Origin of the sequence: Meiothermus sp., from assembly GCF_026004075.1 — a bacterium.
Classification (GTDB): Bacteria; Deinococcota; Deinococci; order Deinococcales; family Thermaceae; genus Meiothermus.
Genome location: NZ_BPIK01000002.1, coordinates 721,515 through 741,503 on the forward strand (window position 1 = coordinate 721,515; position 19,989 = coordinate 741,503).

Consider the following 19,989-nt stretch of genomic DNA (forward strand, 5'->3'; position numbering starts at 1 on the left):
AGGCCGGGTATCCTGGAGGCGGATGCCGCCGGAGCTCCGCCCCCTGCTCCGCCTCGAGGCCCTCCGCCGCCCCGGCGGCCCGGGCCCGCTCGAGGCCGCCCTGCTGGAGGGCTGGGCGCTCTCCCAGACGGTCTACCGCTTCGACCCCGACGCCTATGAGCACCTGCAGGGCTCGTGCTTCGAGGGCACGGTCCCGCTGGCGCTGCTGGCGCGGCTGCCCGAGCCCTCGCTGTACGTGGCCTTCCCCAGGCCCCGCCCCACCGGCCTGGGCCTGGCCCACGGCTTCTTCGCCCGCCTCGAGGCCGGCACCCTGTGGCTGCTGCACGACCTGAGCGACTGGGGGGACCTCGAGCTGCAGGCCTTCCCCCTGGACGGCGAGGCCGAGGCGGCCGTGAGGCCCTACCGCGCGGAGGCGCTGAGGAGGGCGTACCTGAGCTTCGTGGCCTCGCTCGCCCCGGACCTTTCGGCGGCGGACATCGATTTCGATCCCTGGGAGGCCGACGCCGCCGGGGCCGCCCTCAGCCTGCTGCTCTACCGGGTGGCCGCGCCCGGGGACGCGGCGGAGGCGCCGGCCCCGCCGGGCGGGGAGGGGCTGCGGCTGTGGGAGGTAGGGGGCCGCCTGGGCGGGGCGCTGCGCCGGGTTCAGGAGGAGGAGCCGCGTGGCCTGACCCGGCGCAAGCGCAAACGGCTGCGGCCGCACGAGCGCGGGCCCCTCGTGGGCCGGGGCTTCTGGCACGGCCGGTGGGCCGGCCCCGACCACCGGCCCGTCCTCGAGCTGCGCTGGCGCCCCGCCATGCGGTGGGGGCTGCGGAGCCTCGAGGGGCTGCCGGAGGTGGTGCTGCGGGCTGAGGGGCTGGGCGGGCCGGGTTGACCGGCCGGCCCGCCGCCGTGGTGCCGCCGGGAGGGGCAGGCCTCGGGGTGGTCCCCCCGGTCGAGGGCCCCCTCCCGGTAGTGCACCCCCTCGCCGGGCCGCAGGGGCCTGCCCAGCTCGGCCTCGGCCGGCAGGACGGCACCCCCCCGGCACCCCGACCCCAAACCTCGGTCGAAAGTGTGGGTCCGGTACGGAAAGCCGAGGCCCGTGGGTAGGGGCAAGCCCTCCAGGACGAGGGGGATGTCGCTGTATAGTGGTTCCTGGAGGCGGCCATGTTCCCAGGACCCGAGCCCCTTGCCCTACTCGGCCTGCCCCCGGGCAGCGCCGACGACCGTGTGCGCTACCTGCGGGAGGGGCTACCCGTTTCGGCCTGGGACGCCCTCAAGCGCCTGCTGCGCTGCAGCGACCGTGAGCTGGGGATCCTCACCCAGATCCCTCCTTCCACCCTGGCCCGCCGCCGCAGGGCCGGGCGGCTGAACCGCCTCGAGGGCGAGCGGCTCTACCGGGTGGCGGCGGTGGTGGCCCAGGCGCTGTCGACGTTCGGGGACCCTGAAGCCGCGGTAGGGTGGCTCAGGCAGCCCAACCTGGCGCTGGGGGGGCGGGTTCCGCTCGAGTACGCCGACACCCCGGCCGGGGCGCGGGCGGTGGTGAACCTGCTGGGCGGGCTGGAGCACGGCGTGGTGCAGTGAGCGGCGGAGGGGGAAGCGCCCCGCCGGCACCTTCCGCCGGCGCCCGGGCCTGGCCATAAAGCGGTGGCGCTTGGCGCACAAACGCGTGACGATCGCGCAACTAGCCCGGGAGCGCGACCCTGCGTAAACTGCCACTCATAGCCAAACCGTTCGTGTCCCTCCCCGAAGCAGCAAAGATGGTAAATGTCTGGACTTACGCACCCTAGGGATCACCAGATAAAATGGGCCTTCATGTCACGGAGAGGTTCCGAAGATAGGATACCAACCTCGGTCCTCCGCGCGCTAGAAGCCTTAGCCCAAAGCCCCATCAACACCTCTGCCCTGGCCATGGCTGAAGCCCAAGGCTGCAACCACGACACCCTCTACCGCGCCCTGGACTACCCTCTGCCCTACTTCTTTAGCCTCTGCCTCCCTCTCTGCCGTACCCTGGGGGGCCCGAAGGGGGGCTACCTCCTCATCTCCTCATCGACGATGTCCTTATCCCCCGCTACCGCTCAGGCCAGCTCGGCCTCAAACGCCTGAGGAGCCCCAAGGAGGGGGCCTACCCCTATACCCCTACGGCTTCAGCCTGGTGGTCCTGGCCTGGGTCGACGCCAGGGGTTGGCGTCGGGTCCCCCTGGCCTTCCTGCCCTACTTTGCCGATGGGGAGGAAAGCAAGCTAGACCTGGCCTTGTCCCTTTTGGAGTGGGCCCGGGAGGAGGGGTCTGAGCCGGAGGGGGTGCTGTTCGACGCCTGGTACGCGGCAAAGGAAGTGCTGGAGTGGCTCCATGCTCAGGGCTGGTGTTTCGTGACGAGACTCAGGGCTAACCGATTGCTGGAGGGTATCCAGTTGCGGCGGCATGGAGGGGCCTACTGGGTGAAGGTGGGCCATCTGAAGGGACTTTCTTTTACGGTGCAGGTGGTGCGTCGAGGGAGGGGGTTTTATGCCAGTTCCGGTGTGGACTCGGAGGGAAAGAGGACGGTGGAGGTGTACCGGTTGTGGCAGGGGATTGAGGAGATCTTCCGGGGATTGCAGCAGGAGCTAGGGTGGAAGGGGCACCGGCACTGGCGCCGGGCCAAAGTCTTGGGGCATCTGGCTTTGGGACTGGTGGCCTATGGGCTCATCGAGTGTCAGCGAGAGCGGCTGAAGTCGAGTTTCTACCAATGCCGACGGAGACTCATCGCAGGTAAGCTGAGCCTGGATTTGAGCCCTCTGTTACCGGTGCAGGTGGAGGCCGCGTAAGTCCAGTAAATAAATCAGCAGTTATGAACCCTGAAGGGATCGACTTTCTGCGAACATTTCTTGTAATGCAGTAGAAGGGGTGGCCATGAGGTTTGTAGGCAGACAGCAGGAGGGTCGCGCGCTGCTCCTCTCGGTGCGGGCCGGGCGCGGGGTGATGCTGGCGGCCCCACCCGGTCCTGGCCCGCGCCAGCCGCATGGCGGTGCCCGACCCCAAGGAGCAGCCGCAGAAGATGCTGGAGGCGGTGGCCAACCACTCCGCCCAGGTGGTGGTGGTCGACGAGCTGGGCTGGGTCGAGGACTCCAAGACCGTCGAGATCATCGCAGGCAAGGGGGTCAAGGTCATCGCCACCGTTCACGGCTCGCACCTGGGCGAGGCCGTCGCCAACCCCGCCCACTTCCCGGTGGTGGGCGTGGCCAAGCACCTCGTCGAGCGCACCCTGGTCCAGGAGCGCCCCCCGGTGTTCCGCATGGCGGTCGAGGCCTACGCCTTGGGGCGCATCCGGCTGTGCCCCGACCTCGACCAGGCGGTGCGCGACATCCTGGCGAGGCGCCCGACGCCGGTGCTCGACTTCAACCTGCGCACCGGGGAGTACACCCGGACCGCCCACCGCGCGGGCCTCGAGGGCGGGGCGGCGGCCCCCGAGAAGGCCTGAGCGCCGCACAGGGGCGGCGGGGTGGCCGGGCCCTACCTGTTTTGGATTTGCATCTATCCCAAATAATCAAGTACCGCACCACGGCTTGACCAGCCCTTCGCGCGTCCTGGACTGCGAATCGTGCCAATGCCGCCTGGTGGATGGCCGACCCCTTGGCCGGTGGTCCTGCTGGAGAGGTGGGGGGTTGGTCTAGGTTGAAATCTAGGCCAGGGCCTAGATTTACTTCTAGAGCCTGCTAACTAGCTGTTCGTAAAAGCTCCACAGTTTTCGCTGTCATCAGAATCGAAAAAGCCAACCAGTGCCAACCTCGCAAGGTCTCAGCCAGCCGCTCATAGTCTCGCGCCAGCCTGCGAAACCGGGATGTCCAGGCAAACGAACGTTCCACCACCCAACGCTTCGGCAGCAGCACGAATCCTCGTTTGGCCCCTTCCACCTTGACCACACACAGGGCGATGCCTTCCGCCTCTGCCGCTTGTGCCGCTTCCTCCCCAGTGTAACCCTGATCCACAAAGGCCACTTCCACCTGCTCCCCCGTCACTTCCTGCACCTGTTGACTGAGGGCTCCCACCTGGGCCCGTTCCTGTTCACTGGCCGCCGTTACTACCAGGGCCAGCAGATGCCCCAGGGTATCTACCGCCAGGTGAACTTTGCTTCCCTTGCGTCGTTTGTACCCATCGTATCCGGCCCGCTCCCCACTTTGCGGGGTGGACTGTAGGGTGCGAGCATCGTAGATGGCAGCGCTGGGATGGGCGGCTTTGCCCTGGAGCATTCGCAGGGTCATGCGCAGGTCGTGTACCAGGTCTTCGAAGACCCCCCGGTTCATCCAGCGGTAGGCTTGCGCCTGAACGATATGGGGGGGTGGGAAGTCGTGGGGCAGGTAGTCCCACTGAGCACCGGTTCGAACCATCCAGCGCAGGGCGTTGAACACTTCGCGCAGGTCGTACTTGCGCTGGGGTGCTTCCAGCGGGGCGAGGGTCAAATAGGGCAGCACCAGAGCCCATTCCTCATCACGGACGTCCGATGGGTAAGCACGGCGGTTCATGCTCTAAACATAACTGCAGTGCCTGATTTGGGTAAGGTGGTTTGTAGATTCTAGGGTTACCCCCCCTTTTTTTGAGGACGGGAGGAGGAGGAAGGTAAACGATCCCCTACCGGGACGCCGCCCCTGGCCGGAGCCCGACTGGCGAGTCGGGCCGCAGGCTGGGCCCGGTCTCGAGCTCGCCCACCGCGTAGATCCCCGCCCGTGGGCCGGATATCCAGATGAGGACGCGGTCCCCGGCCCTGATCCGGCCGGTGTGCTGGAGACAGCCCCACCACTCGCGGGCCTCGAGCTTGAGCGAGCGATGGATGTCGTAGAGGGCGGGGTTGGCCTGGAAGATCCAGGTGGCGCGGTCGCGGTCGGCGTGGCCGACCTTGAGGGCGGTGGCCCCCTCCCGGGTGGGCTCTACCACGGCAACAGGGCCGGCCTCGCTCGTCGTGGGGGGGTCAAGCCAGACTTGACCGCTATACATCTTTTGTATGCAACCCCAGGAACCTCAAAGCGGAGAGGGGGTTGAAGGAGAAGGCTTCCAGGGCGGCTTTTTTAGCCTGGACCTTGCGGTAGTTGAGGCAGTTCAGCACGAAAGCCCGCAGGGCACAAAGGTTGAAGGCCAGGGCGCCACGGGCCTGGGCATGGTCCTCGCGTAAGAGCACGTCGCGTACCCAGAAGTTCCGGTTCTCCACGCCCCAGCGTTGGCGCATGAGTTCGCCCAGACGCCTGGCCCCCGCCGCCTCGGGTCTGAGGCTACTCAGGGCGTAGTGCACGCTGTAGCGCTGCTGCTTGCTGCGCTTATGCCACACCCAGCGCTCCAGGCGCACGGCCTGCCGGGCAAAAGGGAAGTCCAGCCAGGGGGGGAGATGGGGGGAGGCCGAGGCCCGGTAGCGCCACACCTCCCCGTCACGGAGTTCTTCCCACTGGACGATGCTTTCCCCGGGCAGGGGATGCTCGTCCAGGCAAGCGAACAGCCACTCTACCGCCTCCAACGCCCGGGCTTGGTTGGCTCTCAGGCTCAGCAGGTAATCCCCCCCTTAGCCCGGATGGCTTCGGCCACCCGGGGGTAGAGGAAGCCCGCGTCGGCCACCACCACCCGACCGGCTAAACCCTCCAGCCCCATGCGCTCCAGCAGACCCAGCAAGGCCTCATCCTCCCGCCCACCGACTTGGGCCTGGGCCAGGCTGTGGCGGGCTTGCTCACACCACAGCTCCACCACCCGCACCACCGGGCTCTCGCCTTTAGCACTCCCCCGCAAGACCTTGCCATCCGCGACCAGGGCAGAGGTAGTAGCGGTAGAGGTAGGGAAAGAGGCGGGAAGGGGGAGTTCGGGAAAGACCTGTTGCAGGGCTGAACCCAGCGCTTGCGGGTCCAAGCGGCGGATGAGCTGGGCGATTGAGCTGCGTCCTGGGGCCTTGCGCAAGCCCAGGGGCTTACACAGGAAGGGATTGGCTTGGGCAAAGCGGGCCACACCCCGCAGGGAGTCCACCCGGCACACAAAGGCCACCAGCACCAATGCCACCACCCCCCACAGCGGATAGCGCCGGTTCTGGTAGCGTGGATCGTCCAATGAGGCTAAGGCTTCGCGTAAGTTCATGCCTCTATCTAGCCTCAACCCTGAATAACGGTCAAGTCTGGAAGTCAACCTGAAATCCCAATTGCCCTCACCCCGAATGCGGTAGCTTGGTAGGGTCTATGGGAAAGAGCGCACGGAAACAGGCCTTGAAGTATTCGTCCAAGCCCAAGCCCAGCCCCTGGCCCTGGGTCATCGGCGGCGTTCTCGTGCTGGCGGTGGCGGTCTGGGGCTTCCTGCGCTGGCAGGGCCAGCAGGGGGTGCCCAGCCTCGAGAGCCTCATCGAGGAGGGCAAGCCGGCCCTCACGCAGGTGCAGAACCACCCGGACTACGGGCGCAGCCACGCCAACATCGGCGCCTCGCTGAGCTACGCCACCGACCCGCCCACCTCGGGGACGCACTGGTACAACTGGAGTGAGCCGGGCTTCTACACCCGCGGCGAGCCCCGGGAAAAGCTGGTGCACGCGCTCGAGCACGGCAACGTCGTGATCTACTACGACCAGCCCGGGGAGGAAGTGCTCAAGACCCTGCGGGCCTGGGCCAGCCGCTACCGGGGCCAGTGGGACGGGCTGGTGGTGGTGCCCAAGGCGGGTCTGGGCCAGACCGTCGAGCTCACCGCCTGGACCAAGCTGCTGCGGCTGGAGCGCTGGGACGCCGCCGCGGCTGCCGCCTTACGTCACTAGCTCTTGGTCACCGGCCGCACGGCATGCGTAAGCTGGGGGTGAGTATGGCTCGAGTGCTGCTGGTCGATGACGACCCTTCCATCCACGAGGTGCTGGGGGCCTACCTGCGCCAGGAGGGGCACGAGGTGGTGGAGGCGCGCGACGGGGCCGAGGCGCTGGCCCGGCTGGGCGCGGCCGACCTGCTGATCCTGGACCTGATGCTGCCGAAGGTGGGCGGGCTCGAGGTGGCCCGGGAGGCGCGGCGGGACTACCCCGACCTCCCCGTCCTGATGCTCACCGCCAAGGGCGAGGAGGAGGAGCGCATCGAGGGCCTCGATCTCGGCGCCGACGACTACGTGACCAAGCCTTTCAGCCCGCGCGAGGTAGTGGCACGGGTGCGGGCGCTGTTGCGACGCCGGGGGCTGCGCGACGAACTCGCCTTCGGGGCCCTCACCCTCAAGCCCGCCGAGCGCGTAGCCCTGCTGAACGGGGCTCCCCTACCGCTGTCGCGGCTGGAGTTCGACCTGCTGCTCACCCTGGCCCAGCACCCCGGGCTGGTGTGGAGCCGGGCGCGGCTGCTCGAGCGGGTGTGGGGCGGGGACTTCCCCGGCGTAGATCGCGTGGTGGACGTGCACATCGCGGGCCTGCGCCGGAAGCTGGGCGAGGACAGCGACAACCCCCGCTACATCGAGACGGTGCGCGGGGTGGGCTACCGCTTCCGGGAGGAATAATGTTCACGCGGCTGTTCCTGACCCACCTGCTGGCGGCGCTGGTGGCGCTGGTGGCCTTGCTGGGCTTCGCGGAGTGGCTGGCCCCGCGCTTTTACCAGAGCCACATCGAGCAGATGGTGGCGGCCATCGGGCCGCAGGGCCACGAGCTGCACGCCGACCTCGAGCGCGGCCTGCGCTCGACCCTCACCGCCGCCTGGCTGGCCTCGCTGCCGCTGGCCGGGCTGCTGGCGGCGGGCACGGCCTGGGTGGTCTCGAGGCGGGTCAGCCAGGGGGTGCGGCTGCTGGCCCATGGCAGCCGTAGCATCGCGCAGGGGCACTACCACGACCGCCTGCCGGTGCACGGCCGCGACGAGCTGGCCTCTCTCGCCCAGGACTTCAACCGCATGGCCGAGGCGCTGGAGAGGGTCGAGCAGAGCCGCGTCGAGCTCATCGGCTCCGTCGCCCACGAGCTGCGCACGCCCCTGGCCGGGCTGCAGGGCTACGCCGAGGCCCTGGCCGACGGGGTGCTACCGCCCGAGCAGGCCGCCGGGCGCATCAGCCACGAGGTGCGGGCCATGCGTCGCCTGGTCGAGGATTTGTCGCTGGTCTCGAGGGTCGAGGCGAGAGCGGTGGAGATTCGCCCGCAGGCGCTCGACCCCGCCGCGGCCCTGAGGCGGGCGGCCGAACGCTTCGAGCTGGTGTTCGCGGAACAGGGGGTGGCCCTGCGGCTCGAGCCCTGTGGGCCGCTGCCGGCGGTGTGGGGCGATCCCGAGCGCCTGCAGCAGGTGCTCTCCAACCTGCTCGCCAACGCCCTGCGCCACACCCCGCCCGGCGGGGAGGTGGGGCTGAAGGCCGAGCCGGCACCGAGCGGGGTGTGCTTCAGCGTGCACGACACCGGCCCGGGCATACCCCCTGAGCACCAGGCGCGGGTCTTTGAGCGCTTCTACCGCGTGGACTCAGCCCGCAGCCGGCAGGACGGCGGAAGCGGGGTAGGCCTGACCATCGCCAAGGGCCTGGTCGAGGCTATGGGGGGAACGATGGGCCTCGAGAGCGAGGTCGGGCGCGGCAGCACCTTCTGGTTCACGCTGCCGCCAGCCCGGTCCTGAGCCCTGTCGCGCTCTTCCTCGCGCTGCGCCTGATCCGGTGGGAAGGGGCGCCCTAAAGCGTCACGAAGGGCTCGAGCCGCCCTTTGACGAGGGCCAGCACCCGGTAGGGCTGGGTCTTGGGGCCGGGCATCCCCGGCGTGCCCGAGGGCATGCCCGGCAGGGCGATCCCGTCGATCCTGGGTCGCTCGCGCAGCAGCTTCTGGAGGGCGGCCAGCGGGACGTGCCCCTCCACCGTGTAGCCCGCGACGCGCATGGTGTGGCAGCTCTGGGCCTCGGGCGGGATCCCGTAGCGGCGCTTGAGGGGGCTGAGGTCGTCCTGCAGCACCACCTTCACCAGGGCGCCCTGCGCCTGGAGGAACTTCACGTACTCCCCGCAGCAGCCGCAGGTGGGCGACTTGTAGAGGGTGGCCTCGAGGCCCTTCAGGGCACTCCCCTGCTGCGCCAGGGCTCCGCCGGCCAGGCCCAGGGCGAGGCCGCCGAGCATCTTCAGCGCTCGTCTTCGGTCGGGTTGATGGGTCATAAGCTTCCTCTCCGACAGAGGCTAATGCCTTGGTGTTAAGCCTTTGTAAACCCGGTAGTTTCAGCCGGCACTCAAGGCAACTTCAGGCGGGGGGGCTAAAGTTGAACCTCCTTCGACCCGCCGGCTCGAGCTTTAACTCTGCCTCTCGTCGTCCGGAATTGCCAGCCGGATCAGGGCCGAAAGGCCGAATTTCAGGAGGTCCAGCCATGCAGCACAGCAGCCAGCACCACACCCACGGCACCACCGGCATGAGCCCCGCCATGCAGGCTTGCATCGAGGCCTGCGGGGAGTGCCACGACGTATGCCTCACCACCGTTCAACACTGCCTGCAGCACGGCGGCCAGCACGTCGAGCCCGCCCACATGACCATTATGATGGACTGTGTACAGATTTGCGAGACGGCCAAGGACTTCATGCTGCGGGGCTCGCGGCTCCACGCCCAGGTCTGCCGGGCCTGTGCCGAGGTCTGCGAGGCGTGCGCCCAGAGCTGCGAGGCCATCGATGACCCCGACGGCGCGATGAGGGCCTGTGCCGACGCCTGCCGCCGCTGCGCCCAGGAGTGCCGCCGCATGGCCCAGGCCGCCTGATGCCCGCCCCCTCGAGCCCCCGGCCACGGCCGGGGGTTGCCCTTTGCACAGGCTTAACACTCCACGCGCAGGCTAAAGCAGGAGGCGTTATGAACCGACGCGAACTGTTGAAGTACGGAGCCCTGGGCCTGGCGGGCAGCTACGCGCTCTCGAGGCTTACCGCCCTCGCCCAGGCGTCCTTTCCCCAGCCCCGCACGCTCGAGGTGCGCCGGGCGGGCGGCGTGGTAGAGGCGCAGATTGCTGCTCGACAAAGCAATCTCACCATGGGCGGCAAACCCGTCCAACTGCTGACCTACGGTGGCTTCCCCGGCCCTACCCTGCGCCTGCGCGAGGGCGAGACGGTGCGGCTCAACTTCACCAACAACCTCCCCGAGGCCACCAACCTGCACCTGCACGGCTTGCACGTGCCCCCGAGCGTGGACGACCCGCTGGCCCTGGTCCAGCCCGGCGAGAGCCGCCTGTACGAGTTCACCGTCCCTAAGGGCTCAGCGGGGACTTACTGGTACCACCCCCACGTCCACGGCCGGGTGGCCCCACAGCTCTACGCGGGGCTGGCGGGCCTGCTGGTGGTGGAAGGGCCGCTCGATGCCCTGCCCGAGTTGAAGGGGGCCGAGGAACACCTCCTGGTGCTCAAAGACTGGCTGTTCTCCGGCAACCGGATCCCGGCCTGGACCCACATGGACTGGATGAACGGCCGGGAGGGCAACCTGCTCACCGTCAACGCCGCCGTGCGCCCGACCCTGCGTGCTCAGAAGGCCACCCTGCGCCTGCGGCTCTTGAACGCCAGCAACGCCCGCTACTACCGGCTGGCGCTGGAAAACCATCCCCTCTACCTCATCGCCACCGACGGCGGCTTCCTCGAGAAGCCTGTCGAGCTCCCCGAACTCCTGCTGGCCCCCGGCGAACGGGCCGAGGTGCTCGTGCGCCTGATCCGGCCCGGCAGCTATCGGCTGCAGGCCCTCCCCTACAACCGTGGCGCGATGATGATGCACGGCGGCATGAACGGCATGATGGGCGACCAGGGCATGGGCCAGGGGATGGGCCAAGGGATGGGGATGATGGACCACGGCGGCATGGGGGGCATGGGCGACACGGGGATGATGGGCTCCATGATGGGCATGGGGGCCACCCGCCTCGAGACCCTGCTCACCGTGGTGGCCCCGGCCAGCCCCAAGCCCCTGCCGCTGCCGGCCTCGCTGGCCCCCGTCGAACGCCTCGAGCCCGCCAGGGCTACCGCTACCCGCCGCTTCGAGCTAGGCGAGCGAATGATGCAAGCTGAATTCTTTATCAACGGCCAAATGTTCGACCCGGCCCGGGTAGATGTGCGGGCCCAATTGGGAAGCCTCGAGGTCTGGGAGCTGGTTAACAAAACCGACATGGATCACCCCTTCCACCTGCACACCTATCCCTTCCAGGTGCTCTCGCGGGGCGGCAAGCCGGCGCCCTACCGGGCCTGGAAGGACACCGTGAACCTGCGCAAGAACGAGACCGTACGGATCGCGGTGCCCCTGCGCGACTTCAGCGGGGTCACCGTCTACCACTGCCACCTCGTCGAGCACGAGGACCGGGGGATGATGGGGATCTTGCAGGTGAAGGGATGAGGAGGTAAATGTGTCGAACTACGCGATGAAAACCATTTTGTCGGGTGACTTGATCGAGGTCAGGACCCGAGCTGTGGAAGCGCTGAAAGCCCAGGGCTTTGGCATTCTGAGTGAGATTGACGTACAAAAGACCCTGAAGGAGAAGCTGGGCCTGGAGTACGAGCCGTACCTGATCCTGGGAGCCTGCAACCCCAACCTGGCCCGGCAGGCCCTAGATACAGACCGTGACATCGGGCTGTTGCTGCCCTGCAACGTGGTGCTACGCCAGCTCGAGGGGGAGGTTGAGGTCAGCATCCTCGACCCCGAGGCAATGTTTAGCTTAACTGAAGAAGCCACCCGGCGACAGCTCGAGCCCTTGGCCCAAGAGGCCCGTGTCCGTTTGAGCCGTGCTCTGCAAACTCTAGAGGAGGCCCCCTAGAGTCGAGCCGGAGTAAGCCGAGGCAGATGCGCAAAGTTCGGCTGGCGCTGTGGATTGTCCTGCTGGCAGAGGACCGGGGGATGATGGGGGTGCTCGAAGTTCGGGGTTAGAAGGAGGGGACTGTGATGGGTTGGTGTCCTTGGTGTTCTTACGGCTACGGCATGATGGGCGGCTGGGGTTGGCTGGGCCTGCTGGCCCAATTAGCCGTCCTAGTGCTGCTGATCTACCTGCTGGTGCGGGCCCTCTCCCGTCCATCGAGGGAGGGGCGGGACCGCGCCCTGGAGATTCTGCGGGAACGTTATGCCAAAGGCGAGATCGACAAGGATACTTTCGAGCGCATGAAGCGCGACCTGAACGAGTAAGAGGAGGTGCGTTGTGAAACGCGGACAGTTCTGGCTAGCGATCGTAGGCCTGGCCGTGCTGGGGTTAGCCCTTACCCAGGGCATGTGGGGCAATCCGGGCATGATGCAGGGCTATGGGTACGGCCCGGGAATGATGGGTGGGATGATGGGCGGAGGTATGGGCATGATGAGCTTTCATCCCGCCCAGGCTCAGCCCATCCCCCCAGCCGAAGCCAGGGCTCGGCTCGAGTCCTTCGCTCAACGCTTTAGCTCCGAGGCCAAGCTTAAGGATTTCATGAGCTTCAGCGAGAACTACTACGCCCAGGTAGTCGATGCCAAGGGCAACGGCCTGGTAGAGATCCTGGCCGACCGCTATACCGGCAACGTCTATCTCGAGCCCGGCCCCAACATGATGTGGAACACCCGCTTGGGTATGGGCTATGGCATGATGCAGGGCCAGCCTACAGCCACGCGCTACGACAAGGCTGCCGCGCAAAAACTGGCCAGGCAATTTCTCAAGGGCTACTTGCCGGGAGCCACAGTCATGGAGGGTCAGGCTTTCAGCGGTTATTACACCTTTGATTTTGGCCGCAAAGCGGTCGAGGGGATGCTCTCGGTGAGCGCCTACACTGGTGAGGTCTGGGTGCACACCTGGCACGGGATTTTCCTGGGAGAGTAGCAACGGTGCATACCGATCCGGGCTTTGTTTGATCGAAGGGGAGAAGTTAGGATTGTCCTCCGAGGATAAGCCATGGAATTCACCGAACTTTCGCTGGGTTAGTACGTTGCCAGCCTCAAAGCTGGCAAAGACAAAGTGCGCGACCGCGCGGCCTTCCTCGAGCGCTGCGCGCGCATGTACCAGACCCCCAGCCTCGCCGGTTTCCCGATGGTGGGGCTGGGCGGCAGTTGCGGCAAGCCCACCTTCCTCCTGCCTTTCGCCGTCCGCTTCGATCTGGACAAGGTGCTGGCGCTCGAGGCGTGGTTTCGCCGAGCGAAGTGAGGGGTGGCCGTGGCCGAGCGCTTCAGCATGTACGTGGAGTACGGGGCCTACCCCCATCGCAAGCGGCCCGACGACACGGAGCTCGCTGCCGTGCAGGAATGGACTAATGCCACGCTGGTCTTTCTGCGGTCTTCTTATGGGCGCAAGGAAAAGCTACTCACCGCGATGCCTGAAGCCTTGAAGCCCTGACTAACGTCCCTGCCTCTTTATTCGCGGGAAACTTCGGAGGGGATTGACCTTTTGCATGGTTCAAACTATCCTGATTTCACATTCCCCCCCCACCTGGGGAGGGATATACGGCGCCTAAACTGGCTGCCACCCGGAGGGTAACGATGGAACATAGGGCGCATCAAACCACGGCGGTCCTCGAGGTTGCCCTCAGGAATTGCCACGACGGCTCGGAGTACGCCGACCTCGAGCGGCAGTTCGCCCGGCTGGAAGGCGTTCAGCAGGTCCACCTCGACCGCACCCGGGGCGTCGCCCACCTCGCCTACGACCCCGCGGTGACGAGCGCCCAGCGGCTCGAGGCCGAGATCGAGCAAAGGGGCTACGCCTGCGACTGCGCCGACTGCGCCCCCTCCGAGGCCCAGCCCGGGCACCCCAGCGTGGGCTCGGAGGGCCACGACCACGCCCACCACGGCCACGCCGCCCGTCCGGCCCCGGCCCCAGCCCACGACCACGCCGCCGTGCGGCACCAGGAGCACGCGGGCCACGAGGGGCACGACGAGCACGCCGGGCACGGGGCCGCGATGGTGAACGACATGCTGCGGCGCTTCGTGGTGTCGCTGCTGCTGACCCTGCCCGTCGTGATCTTCTCGCCCATCGGCGGGGCGCTGGGCTTCCCCGACATGCCGCCCTTCGGCCTCTCGATGGGGCTGTGGGGCTTCCTGCTGGCGACCCCGGTGGTGTGGTGGGGCGGCTGGCCCTTCATTAGCGCGGCCTGGCGGGCCCTGCGGCGGGGCGAGGCCAACATGATGACCCTGATCGCCACGGGCATCTTGGTCTCCTACACCTACTCGCTGGGGGCCACTTTCCTCTTCAAGGGCGAGGTGTTCTACGAGGCGGCCGCGATGCTTACCACCTTCAGCCTGGCGGGGCACTGGCTCGAGATGCGCTCGCGCTTCGCCACCGGGCGAGCGGTGGAGGCCCTGCTCAAGCTGGCCCCCGCGACGGCCCGGGTCCGACGCGGGGGGCAAGAAGTAGAGATCCCGCTCGAGGAAGTGGTGGTGGGCGACGAGGTGGTGGTCAAGCCGGGTGAGAAGATCCCGGTGGATGGGGTAGTGGTCTCGGGCCAGAGCTACGTGGACGAATCCATGATCACCGGCGAGCCCATCCCCGTGCTCAAATCCGAGGGGGCCAAAGTCATCGGGGGAACCCTCAACCAAAACGGGGCCTTCACCTTCCGGGCCACCGCCGTGGGGGCCGATACGGCCCTTGCGCGCATCGTGCAGATGGTGCAAAACGCTCAGGCTTCCAAAGCCCCGGCCCAGCGCCTGGCCGACCTGGCCGGGAAGTACCTGGTGTTCATCGCGCTGGGCTCGGGCGTGCTCACCTTCCTCTTCTGGTACTTCCTGGGAGGACAGGGGCTGGTCTTCGCCCTCACCGTGGCGGTCTCGGCGGTGGTGATCGCCTGCCCCGACGCGCTGGCCCTGGCGACGCCGACCGCGATCACCGTGGGGGTGGGGGTGGCGGCCCGGGAGGGCGTACTGTTCAAGAACGCGACCGCGCTCGAGGCCACCGCCGCCATCGACACGGTGGTCTTCGACAAGACCGGCACCCTCACCGAGGGCAAGCCCGCGGTAACCGACCTCGAGCCCATCGCCCCCTTCACCCCCGAAGAGCTGCTGGCCCTCGCTGCCTCCGCCGACCAGCCCTCGCAGCACCCCCTGGCCGAGGCCATCGTGCGGGCGGCCGAGGAGCGTGGCGTGGGCGTGCAACCCCCCGACGCCTTCGATTCTGTCCCCGGGCACGGTGTGGTGGCCCAGGTTAAGGGGCGCAGGGTGCTCATCGGCAACCGGAGGCTCATGGACCGGGAAGGCGTCGAGGTGGGCCAATTGGAAGAACGGGTGTCCCGGCTGGCCGCCGAGGGCAAGACCGCCATGTACGTGGCGGTGGACGGCCAGCCCGCAGGGGTGGTCGCGGTGGCCGACGTGATCCGCGAGTCCGCCCGCAAGGCGGTGCAGGCGCTGCACCGCATGGGTATCCAGACCGTGATGCTCACCGGCGACAACCGCCGCACTGCCGAGGCCGTGGCCCGCCGGCTGGGCATAGACACGGTAATCGCCGAGGTCTTACCCGAGGACAAGGCGGCTAAGGTGAAAGAGCTCCAGGCCCAGGGGCGCAAGGTGGCCATGGTCGGCGACGGGGTCAACGACGCCCCCGCCCTGGCCGAGGCCGACGTAGGCATCGCCATCGGGGCCGGCACCGACGTGGCCGTAGAGACCGCCGACGTGGTGCTGGTAAGGAATGACCCCGCCGATGTCGCCAAGGCCATTCAACTGGCCCGCAAGGTACGCGGCAAGATCAAGCAGAACCTCTTCTGGGCAGCCATCTACAACGTGCTGGCCATCCCCGTCGCGGCGGGCGCGCTCTACAACAGCTACGGTATCCTGTTGCGGCCGGAGTGGGCAGCGCTGCTGATGAGCGCTTCCACCGTGATCGTGACGGTGAACGCGCTGCTGCTGGGGGTGGGGTCGCGGCAGCGCTTTACACGGGCTTAACACAAGTCCCCCACTATCTTGCACGGAGGTAGGGGAGATGATTCGAACAAGTAGTCCAAGAATGGGGCGTAGCTGTAAGTTAGGCGAGGAGATGACACTCGACCGAGCGATGAACAGTGGGCGGTGATCGCGCCGTTGCTGCCACCCCAACCCGCCAAGGGGCGTGGGTTGAGGGCTGTGCAGCCGGGAGCATCTGCCACTACCGGCATGACCGCTGGGCGAGAGAAGGATTATGGGAGCGCCGGTGGCAGCCGATACTGAGTAAGCCGTGGGCGGCGGGGAAGCTGGAGCGCAGCCAGGGGAGCCTGAATGGCAGTCACCTCCAGGTCAAAAGGGGGGCGAGCGGGGCCACCAGGGTAAAGGCTGCACCGCGATGATGGGGGCCGAGGGCAGCGGTGGAGGGGTACCCGGCCAGTACCCACGAGAGCCAAACCGCGCTGGGGGCAAGCCTCCAAGGTGCCTCTGCGTGCCGGCGATGGACAAAGCCTTCGACTCTATGCCCCTGCGCCGCAAGCTCCGGGCCTCGGTTCCCGAAGGCCGGTACAAACATGGCTGCCGCGGCCCTAAACCCACGCTTCACCCGGCCGGCAAAGGGTGTTACCAGGTCGAGGGCCTGCGGGCCTGGATGGACAGCTACCGGGCCCTGGTCGTGCACTACGAGCGCAAAGCTCACAACTCGCCTCGCCACGGTGAGGCGACGGGGATGGAGGGTTTTTGCTGCCATCCTCCTCTGCATCCGCGTCCTGCTCAACTGGTGAGCCTTGTTCTTGGACTGCTTGTTTTCTATCCCGCGCGGATGAGCCCCGGTAGGGACATTTGCTTGGGTACGAATATACCTACTGCTGCTATGACCTACACAGTACTGTGGATTATGAAGGAGAAGGAGGTAGGTATGGCAGCAACAAGAATCAACACTAACGTGCAAATCCCCGAGCCCAACATCACGAAGTTCCTCTTCGCGGATGCGCGGCTCTCGCCCATCTGGCTCGTCCTGAGGATTTACCTAGGCTGGCAGTGGCTCGAGGCGGGCTGGGGCAAGCTCACCAACCCGGCTGGGGTTTGGGTCGGGGATAAGGCAGGGGCGGCAGTGGGTGGCTTCCTCGAGCGGGCTCTAAGCAAGACCACCGGTGAGCACCCCGACGTAACGGGCTGGTACGCTTGGTTCATCCAGAACGTGGCCCTGCCCAACAAGGTGCTCTTCAGCTATCTGGTCACCTTCGGCGAGATCCTGGTGGGCATCGCGCTCATCGTCGGGCTCTTCACCGGCTTCGCAGCCTTCTTCGCCGGCCTGATGAACGCGGCCTTCCTGCTGGCGGGCACCGTGAGCTCGAACCCCTGGATGTTCATCGTAGCCACCTGGCTCGTCCTCGCCTGGCGCACCGCGGGCTATCTGGGCCTCGACTACTTCGTCCTGCCCCGGCTGGGCGTGATCTTCAGGAGAAAGGCGGAGGCAACGTCGTAGGAGCTTAGCAGGCTCTCCCTCCTAACCCCACGGTGATTCCGTGGGGTTTTTGCTGGTGGGGGTCGTACGTCGTACGCAAGACGCCAGACGCTTTGTCACTCCCTTTAACAAGGGGGCAACCACGAGCCACAGGCTGACGGTTGACGGCTGAAAGCGCTTCACTTACCGCTTGCTTCCCGGGCTCAACACCGTCAGCGCTGCCCCGGAGTAGAAGTGCTCGAGGATCTCCCGGTGGGCCTTGCCGGCCTTGGCGAGGCCGAGGGCGCTGTACTGGCTCATGTCGACGCCGTAGACGTAGCCGCCACCCCAAAAGGTCAGGCGTTGGAGGTTGTTCCCCTCGCGCTCTTCTTCCCAGGCGAAGGCGGCGCTGGGGAGGACGGGGAAGTTGGGGCTCAGCACGCCGTTGAAGCGCTCGAGCATGACGTCGGGGTCGCCGGTGTAGCGCTTGTCGGGGCGGATAAGGTTGCGCACGTTGGACTCGCGGCCCACCCAGCAGCGGCCGGTGCTGGTGCGGACCTCGAGTTCGGTGATGAAGCCGCCGCGGGTGCGCTTGAGTACCTTCAGGCCCTGCAGGGTGCCCAGCTCGAACTCGGGGCGGTCGGGGGCCCTCGACGGTGCACACGAACTCCGGCGAGACCCGGCGCAGGGCGGGGAGGGTGCGGGGCCTGCCCTTTGCCGTGGGGGTGCTCAAGCAAGGGGGGAGGTTTTACGGAACGAACCGGGAGGGATGGTGGGGCGTGGGGATGAGGGAGGTTTACCGGTTGCGGCAAGCGATGGAGGAGATTTTCCGGGGTGGACGGGGCATGGGCACTGGCCCATCTGGCCTTGGGGTTGGTGGCCTATGGGCTCATCGAGCGTCGGCGGAAGCAGCTGAAGTTGAGTTTCTACCAATGCCGACGGCGACTGATCGCAGGTAAGCTGAGCCTTGATTTGACCCCTCTGTTATCGGGGCAGGTGGAGGCCGCGTAAGTCCAGTTTCAATACAGTTGCTACGCTGTAGGGGAGGTTAGGTGGGGTTGCCGACCTGCACCTTCACGCAGCCTGCTGATGCAGGGCCTGGCCGTATACCCTCCCCCACCCTCCCTACGTGGTAGGGAGGGGGCCCGGAGACCATCCCACATGGAAAAAATGGAGGTGTATAGGTGTTTATACAACGGTGTACTAATGTATGGTGAAAGGTGGTGTTACATCCTTGAAAAACCTTTGGGGTCGTTTGTCCTACTTTTCTGGTAAACCCCAATCGGTACAATGGCTTCATGGACGTTTTGAGCCGCGCTGCAGCAGGCGAACGACTTTCGGCCGACGAACTACGCGAACTCTACGAGCTTCCCTTGCCCGAGGTAGCCGCCGTCGCCCACGAACTTCGGCTCAAACGCGGCAACCCCCAGGTAGTCACCTACCTGATTGACCGCAACATCAACTACACCAACATCTGCAATGTGGCCTGTAACTTTTGCGCTTTTTATCGCACCAAGCGGCAGGGCGACGCCTACGTGCTTTCCTTCGAGGAAATCGGGCGCAAGATAGAAGAGCTCATGCAAATTGGGGGAAGGCGCATTTTGATGCAAGGAGGCGTGAACCCCGACCTGCCATTCGAGTGGTATCTCGACCTGCTCCGCTACCTCAAGCAACACTACCCCGAGGTGCGCATTGACGCTTTTAGCCCCGAGGAAATCCTGGGGCTGGAAAAAATTACCGGACGCGACTGCCGGGAATTGCTAATCGAGCTGAAGGAGGCCGGCCTGGACGGCCTGCCGGGCGCCGGCGGTGAGATTCTGGTAGATGAGGTGCGGGCCAAGGCCGCCCCGGCCCGCATCAAGAGCAGCGACTGGTTTCGCATCCTGGATACCGCCCAGAGCCTGGGCCTGTACACCATAGCCACCATGGTGATTGGCTTTGGTGAGACCTACCAAGAGCGCATTGCCCACCTGCTCCAGATTCGTGAGCAGCAGGAAAAAGCCCTGCGCGAGTACGGGCATGGCTTCGCGGCTTTTGCCATGTGGACCCTGCAAACCGAGCACACCCGCCTGAAAGGCAAGGCCCCAGGGGCCACCGCCCACGAGTACCTGCAACAGCTTGCCGTCGCCCGCATCGCACTGGACAACATTCCCAACCTACAAGCCAGTTGGCCCAGCATGGGTTTCAAAGTCGCCCAGGCGGCGCTCTACTACGGGGCCAACGACTTCGGCTCCACCATGCTGGAAGAAAATGTAGTGAGCGCTGCCGGGGGCCACAACCGCACCCACGCCACCGTGCGGCAGATTGTGCGCCACATTGCCGATGCAGGCTTTACACCTGCCGAGCGCGACCCTTTCTACAACATCAAGCAGTACCCCGATGTACAGGCTATTCTGAGCGAGAAGCCTGCCGTCGCCTTGCCATTGGCCTAGCCGCTATACCAAATCCACATAAACCCTTGCCTTCTTCCCTGAGGGGAGAAGGCAGGGATACCCTAGTAAAGATGGCATCAAACGTTCCGGGGGCACCATAGAGCGCTCTTCACATTTTTTGAGCCATCGGGGACGTCCTGAATAGAACAGTGGCCGCCGGGATGGGCGGCCACGTCTGTGAAGAGCACTGTAATGAAAAAAGCCATTAAAGGCCCTCTGAACGCTTTTCTCAAATAGCCCGCATAGCAGCTTATGCTCTGTGGGACACACGTGGCACTGCGGCGTGAAGCACAATCAGTTTCTGAATACCGCGTCCTCACGTCTGAAGCTCCAGTAAGCCGCGTATACCGTGAGGAAGGTGTAGCCCAGGGTGGTGAGCCAGGTGGTCAAGAGCGCCGGCAAACCGATGTTATCCTTTACCAGACCCTCGAGGA

At 66.3% G+C, this 19,989-nt stretch carries 22 protein-coding genes and 2 pseudogenes; 18 read left to right on the forward strand and 6 right to left on the reverse strand.

Features of this window, described 5'->3' with window-relative positions; all coding sequences use genetic code 11:
• Positions 1-22 precede the first annotated feature (22 nt).
• The 4 genes and pseudogenes from Q0X18_RS16025 to Q0X18_RS16040 all read left to right on the forward strand — a co-directional run bounded on the left by Q0X18_RS16025 (position 23) and on the right by Q0X18_RS16040 (position 3,435).
• Complete coding sequence (locus Q0X18_RS16025; protein ID WP_027887994.1) at positions 23-871, forward strand: hypothetical protein; 849 nt, start codon at positions 23-25, stop codon at positions 869-871.
• Positions 872-1,143: 272 nt separating this feature from the next.
• On the forward strand, positions 1,144-1,560 hold the full coding sequence (locus Q0X18_RS16030) for an antitoxin Xre/MbcA/ParS toxin-binding domain-containing protein (protein ID WP_051349824.1): 417 nt from the start codon (positions 1,144-1,146) through the stop codon (positions 1,558-1,560).
• 231 nt (positions 1,561-1,791) lie between these two features.
• Positions 1,792-2,782, forward strand: a pseudogene (locus tag Q0X18_RS16035) (transposase).
• A gap of 230 nt (positions 2,783-3,012) precedes the next feature.
• Positions 3,013-3,435: a hypothetical protein gene (locus tag Q0X18_RS16040; RefSeq protein WP_297564018.1), complete on the forward strand. Its 423-nt coding sequence runs from the start codon at positions 3,013-3,015 to the stop codon at positions 3,433-3,435.
• A 235-nt stretch (positions 3,436-3,670) separates the two neighbouring features.
• On the opposite strand, the gene Q0X18_RS16045 is transcribed toward Q0X18_RS16040, so the two are convergent.
• The 4 genes from Q0X18_RS16045 to Q0X18_RS16060 form a co-directional block, all read right to left on the reverse strand.
• Positions 3,671-4,477, reverse strand: coding sequence for an IS5 family transposase (locus Q0X18_RS16045; RefSeq protein WP_119342530.1), 807 nt, complete (start codon positions 4,475-4,477; stop codon positions 3,671-3,673).
• 106 nt (positions 4,478-4,583) lie between these two features.
• Positions 4,584-4,946, reverse strand: coding sequence for an EVE domain-containing protein (locus Q0X18_RS16050; RefSeq protein WP_051349823.1), 363 nt, complete (start codon positions 4,944-4,946; stop codon positions 4,584-4,586).
• Positions 4,939-5,457, reverse strand: coding sequence for a hypothetical protein (locus tag Q0X18_RS16055; RefSeq protein ID WP_036197009.1), 519 nt, complete (start codon positions 5,455-5,457; stop codon positions 4,939-4,941). The genes Q0X18_RS16050 and Q0X18_RS16055 overlap by 8 nt, the downstream gene beginning before the upstream one ends.
• A 26-nt stretch (positions 5,458-5,483) precedes the next feature.
• Positions 5,484-6,062 (reverse strand): transposase family protein, encoded by a 579-nt coding sequence (locus Q0X18_RS16060; protein ID WP_027887990.1) that lies wholly within the window; start codon positions 6,060-6,062, stop codon positions 5,484-5,486.
• A gap of 98 nt (positions 6,063-6,160) precedes the next feature.
• Here Q0X18_RS16060 and Q0X18_RS16065 point away from each other — a divergent pair, with 98 nt between their 5' ends.
• The 3 genes from Q0X18_RS16065 to Q0X18_RS16075 are packed head-to-tail and all read left to right on the forward strand — an operon-like array spanning position 6,161 to position 8,516.
• Positions 6,161-6,721, forward strand: coding sequence for a DUF3105 domain-containing protein (locus Q0X18_RS16065; RefSeq protein WP_297563983.1), 561 nt, complete (start codon positions 6,161-6,163; stop codon positions 6,719-6,721).
• Positions 6,722-6,765: 44 nt separating this feature from the next.
• Complete coding sequence (locus Q0X18_RS16070; RefSeq protein WP_027887981.1) at positions 6,766-7,431, forward strand: response regulator transcription factor; 666 nt, start codon at positions 6,766-6,768, stop codon at positions 7,429-7,431.
• Entirely contained in the window at positions 7,431-8,516 is a 1,086-nt protein-coding gene (locus tag Q0X18_RS16075) for a cell wall metabolism sensor histidine kinase WalK (protein ID WP_297563984.1), read from the forward strand. The genes Q0X18_RS16070 and Q0X18_RS16075 overlap by 1 nt, the downstream gene beginning before the upstream one ends.
• Positions 8,517-8,568: 52 nt before the next feature.
• Here Q0X18_RS16075 and Q0X18_RS16080 read toward each other — a convergent pair whose 3' ends face one another.
• Positions 8,569-9,000, reverse strand: a complete 432-nt coding sequence (locus Q0X18_RS16080; RefSeq protein WP_297563985.1) for a DUF411 domain-containing protein — start codon at positions 8,998-9,000, stop codon at positions 8,569-8,571.
• Positions 9,001-9,242: 242 nt separating this feature from the next.
• Here Q0X18_RS16080 and Q0X18_RS16085 point away from each other — a divergent pair, with 242 nt between their 5' ends.
• The 9 genes from Q0X18_RS16085 to Q0X18_RS16125 all read left to right on the forward strand — a co-directional run bounded on the left by Q0X18_RS16085 (position 9,243) and on the right by Q0X18_RS16125 (position 17,165).
• On the forward strand, positions 9,243-9,623 hold the full coding sequence (locus Q0X18_RS16085; RefSeq protein ID WP_206074950.1) for a four-helix bundle copper-binding protein: 381 nt from the start codon (positions 9,243-9,245) through the stop codon (positions 9,621-9,623).
• An 89-nt stretch (positions 9,624-9,712) separates the two neighbouring features.
• A complete protein-coding gene (locus tag Q0X18_RS16090; RefSeq protein WP_297563986.1) occupies positions 9,713-11,224 on the forward strand; it encodes a multicopper oxidase family protein in 1,512 nt (503 codons plus the stop codon).
• A 10-nt stretch (positions 11,225-11,234) separates the two neighbouring features.
• Positions 11,235-11,642: a DUF302 domain-containing protein gene (locus Q0X18_RS16095; RefSeq protein ID WP_013156690.1), complete on the forward strand. Its 408-nt coding sequence runs from the start codon at positions 11,235-11,237 to the stop codon at positions 11,640-11,642.
• 125 nt (positions 11,643-11,767) lie between these two features.
• A complete protein-coding gene (locus tag Q0X18_RS16100; RefSeq protein WP_013156689.1) occupies positions 11,768-12,004 on the forward strand; it encodes an SHOCT domain-containing protein in 237 nt (78 codons plus the stop codon).
• 13 nt (positions 12,005-12,017) lie between these two features.
• The gene (locus Q0X18_RS16105) at positions 12,018-12,662 is read left to right on the forward strand and encodes a hypothetical protein (protein ID WP_013156688.1); all 645 of its coding nucleotides are present in this window, start codon (positions 12,018-12,020) and stop codon (positions 12,660-12,662) included.
• A 135-nt stretch (positions 12,663-12,797) separates the two neighbouring features.
• Entirely contained in the window at positions 12,798-12,983 is a 186-nt protein-coding gene (locus Q0X18_RS16110; protein ID WP_013156687.1) for a hypothetical protein, read from the forward strand.
• A gap of 3 nt (positions 12,984-12,986) precedes the next feature.
• Positions 12,987-13,172 carry a hypothetical protein gene (locus tag Q0X18_RS16115; protein WP_027887975.1) on the forward strand — a complete coding sequence of 62 codons (186 nt, stop codon included), beginning with the start codon at positions 12,987-12,989 and terminating at the stop codon, positions 13,170-13,172.
• Between the two features lie 143 nt (positions 13,173-13,315).
• Positions 13,316-15,703, forward strand: a complete 2,388-nt coding sequence (locus Q0X18_RS16120) for a copper-translocating P-type ATPase (protein WP_027887974.1) — start codon at positions 13,316-13,318, stop codon at positions 15,701-15,703.
• 892 nt (positions 15,704-16,595) lie between these two features.
• Positions 16,596-17,165, forward strand: coding sequence for a TQO small subunit DoxD (locus Q0X18_RS16125; RefSeq protein ID WP_297563987.1), 570 nt, complete (start codon positions 16,596-16,598; stop codon positions 17,163-17,165).
• Between the two features lie 162 nt (positions 17,166-17,327).
• On the opposite strand, the gene Q0X18_RS16130 is transcribed toward Q0X18_RS16125, so the two are convergent.
• Positions 17,328-17,636: a hypothetical protein gene (locus Q0X18_RS16130; protein ID WP_297563988.1), complete on the reverse strand. Its 309-nt coding sequence runs from the start codon at positions 17,634-17,636 to the stop codon at positions 17,328-17,330.
• Between the two features lie 173 nt (positions 17,637-17,809).
• On the opposite strand from Q0X18_RS16130, the pseudogene Q0X18_RS16135 reads away from it, so the two are divergent.
• Both Q0X18_RS16135 and mqnC read left to right on the forward strand, forming a co-directional pair.
• Positions 17,810-18,134: pseudogene (locus tag Q0X18_RS16135) on the forward strand (IS701 family transposase); the annotation flags it as partial.
• 287 nt (positions 18,135-18,421) lie between these two features.
• Positions 18,422-19,555, forward strand: coding sequence for a cyclic dehypoxanthinyl futalosine synthase (gene mqnC / locus Q0X18_RS16140; RefSeq protein WP_297563989.1), 1,134 nt, complete (start codon positions 18,422-18,424; stop codon positions 19,553-19,555).
• Positions 19,556-19,989 lie beyond the last annotated feature (434 nt).

What these genes read in the sequence shown, in the direction of transcription:
- Q0X18_RS16060 (WP_027887990.1), bottom strand. Translation starts at nt 6,062, where the DNA reads ATGAACTTACGCGAAGCCTTAGCCTCATTGGACGATCCACGCTACCAG.
- Q0X18_RS16045 (WP_119342530.1), bottom strand. Translation starts at nt 4,477, where the DNA reads ATGAACCGCCGTGCTTACCCATCGGACGTCCGTGATGAGGAATGGGCT.
- mqnC (WP_297563989.1), top strand. Translation starts at nt 18,422, where the DNA reads ATGGACGTTTTGAGCCGCGCTGCAGCAGGCGAACGACTTTCGGCCGAC.
- Q0X18_RS16125 (WP_297563987.1), top strand. Translation starts at nt 16,596, where the DNA reads ATGGCAGCAACAAGAATCAACACTAACGTGCAAATCCCCGAGCCCAAC.
- Q0X18_RS16025 (WP_027887994.1), top strand. Translation starts at nt 23, where the DNA reads ATGCCGCCGGAGCTCCGCCCCCTGCTCCGCCTCGAGGCCCTCCGCCGC.
- Q0X18_RS16050 (WP_051349823.1), bottom strand. Translation starts at nt 4,946, where the DNA reads ATGTATAGCGGTCAAGTCTGGCTTGACCCCCCCACGACGAGCGAGGCC.
- Q0X18_RS16090 (WP_297563986.1), top strand. Translation starts at nt 9,713, where the DNA reads ATGAACCGACGCGAACTGTTGAAGTACGGAGCCCTGGGCCTGGCGGGC.
- Q0X18_RS16080 (WP_297563985.1), bottom strand. Translation starts at nt 9,000, where the DNA reads ATGCTCGGCGGCCTCGCCCTGGGCCTGGCCGGCGGAGCCCTGGCGCAG.
- Q0X18_RS16120 (WP_027887974.1), top strand. Translation starts at nt 13,316, where the DNA reads ATGGAACATAGGGCGCATCAAACCACGGCGGTCCTCGAGGTTGCCCTC.
- Q0X18_RS16040 (WP_297564018.1), top strand. Translation starts at nt 3,013, where the DNA reads ATGCTGGAGGCGGTGGCCAACCACTCCGCCCAGGTGGTGGTGGTCGAC.
- Q0X18_RS16100 (WP_013156689.1), top strand. Translation starts at nt 11,768, where the DNA reads ATGGGTTGGTGTCCTTGGTGTTCTTACGGCTACGGCATGATGGGCGGC.
- Q0X18_RS16075 (WP_297563984.1), top strand. Translation starts at nt 7,431, where the DNA reads ATGTTCACGCGGCTGTTCCTGACCCACCTGCTGGCGGCGCTGGTGGCG.
- Q0X18_RS16065 (WP_297563983.1), top strand. Translation starts at nt 6,161, where the DNA reads ATGGGAAAGAGCGCACGGAAACAGGCCTTGAAGTATTCGTCCAAGCCC.
- Q0X18_RS16085 (WP_206074950.1), top strand. Translation starts at nt 9,243, where the DNA reads ATGCAGCACAGCAGCCAGCACCACACCCACGGCACCACCGGCATGAGC.
- Q0X18_RS16030 (WP_051349824.1), top strand. Translation starts at nt 1,144, where the DNA reads ATGTTCCCAGGACCCGAGCCCCTTGCCCTACTCGGCCTGCCCCCGGGC.
- Q0X18_RS16070 (WP_027887981.1), top strand. Translation starts at nt 6,766, where the DNA reads ATGGCTCGAGTGCTGCTGGTCGATGACGACCCTTCCATCCACGAGGTG.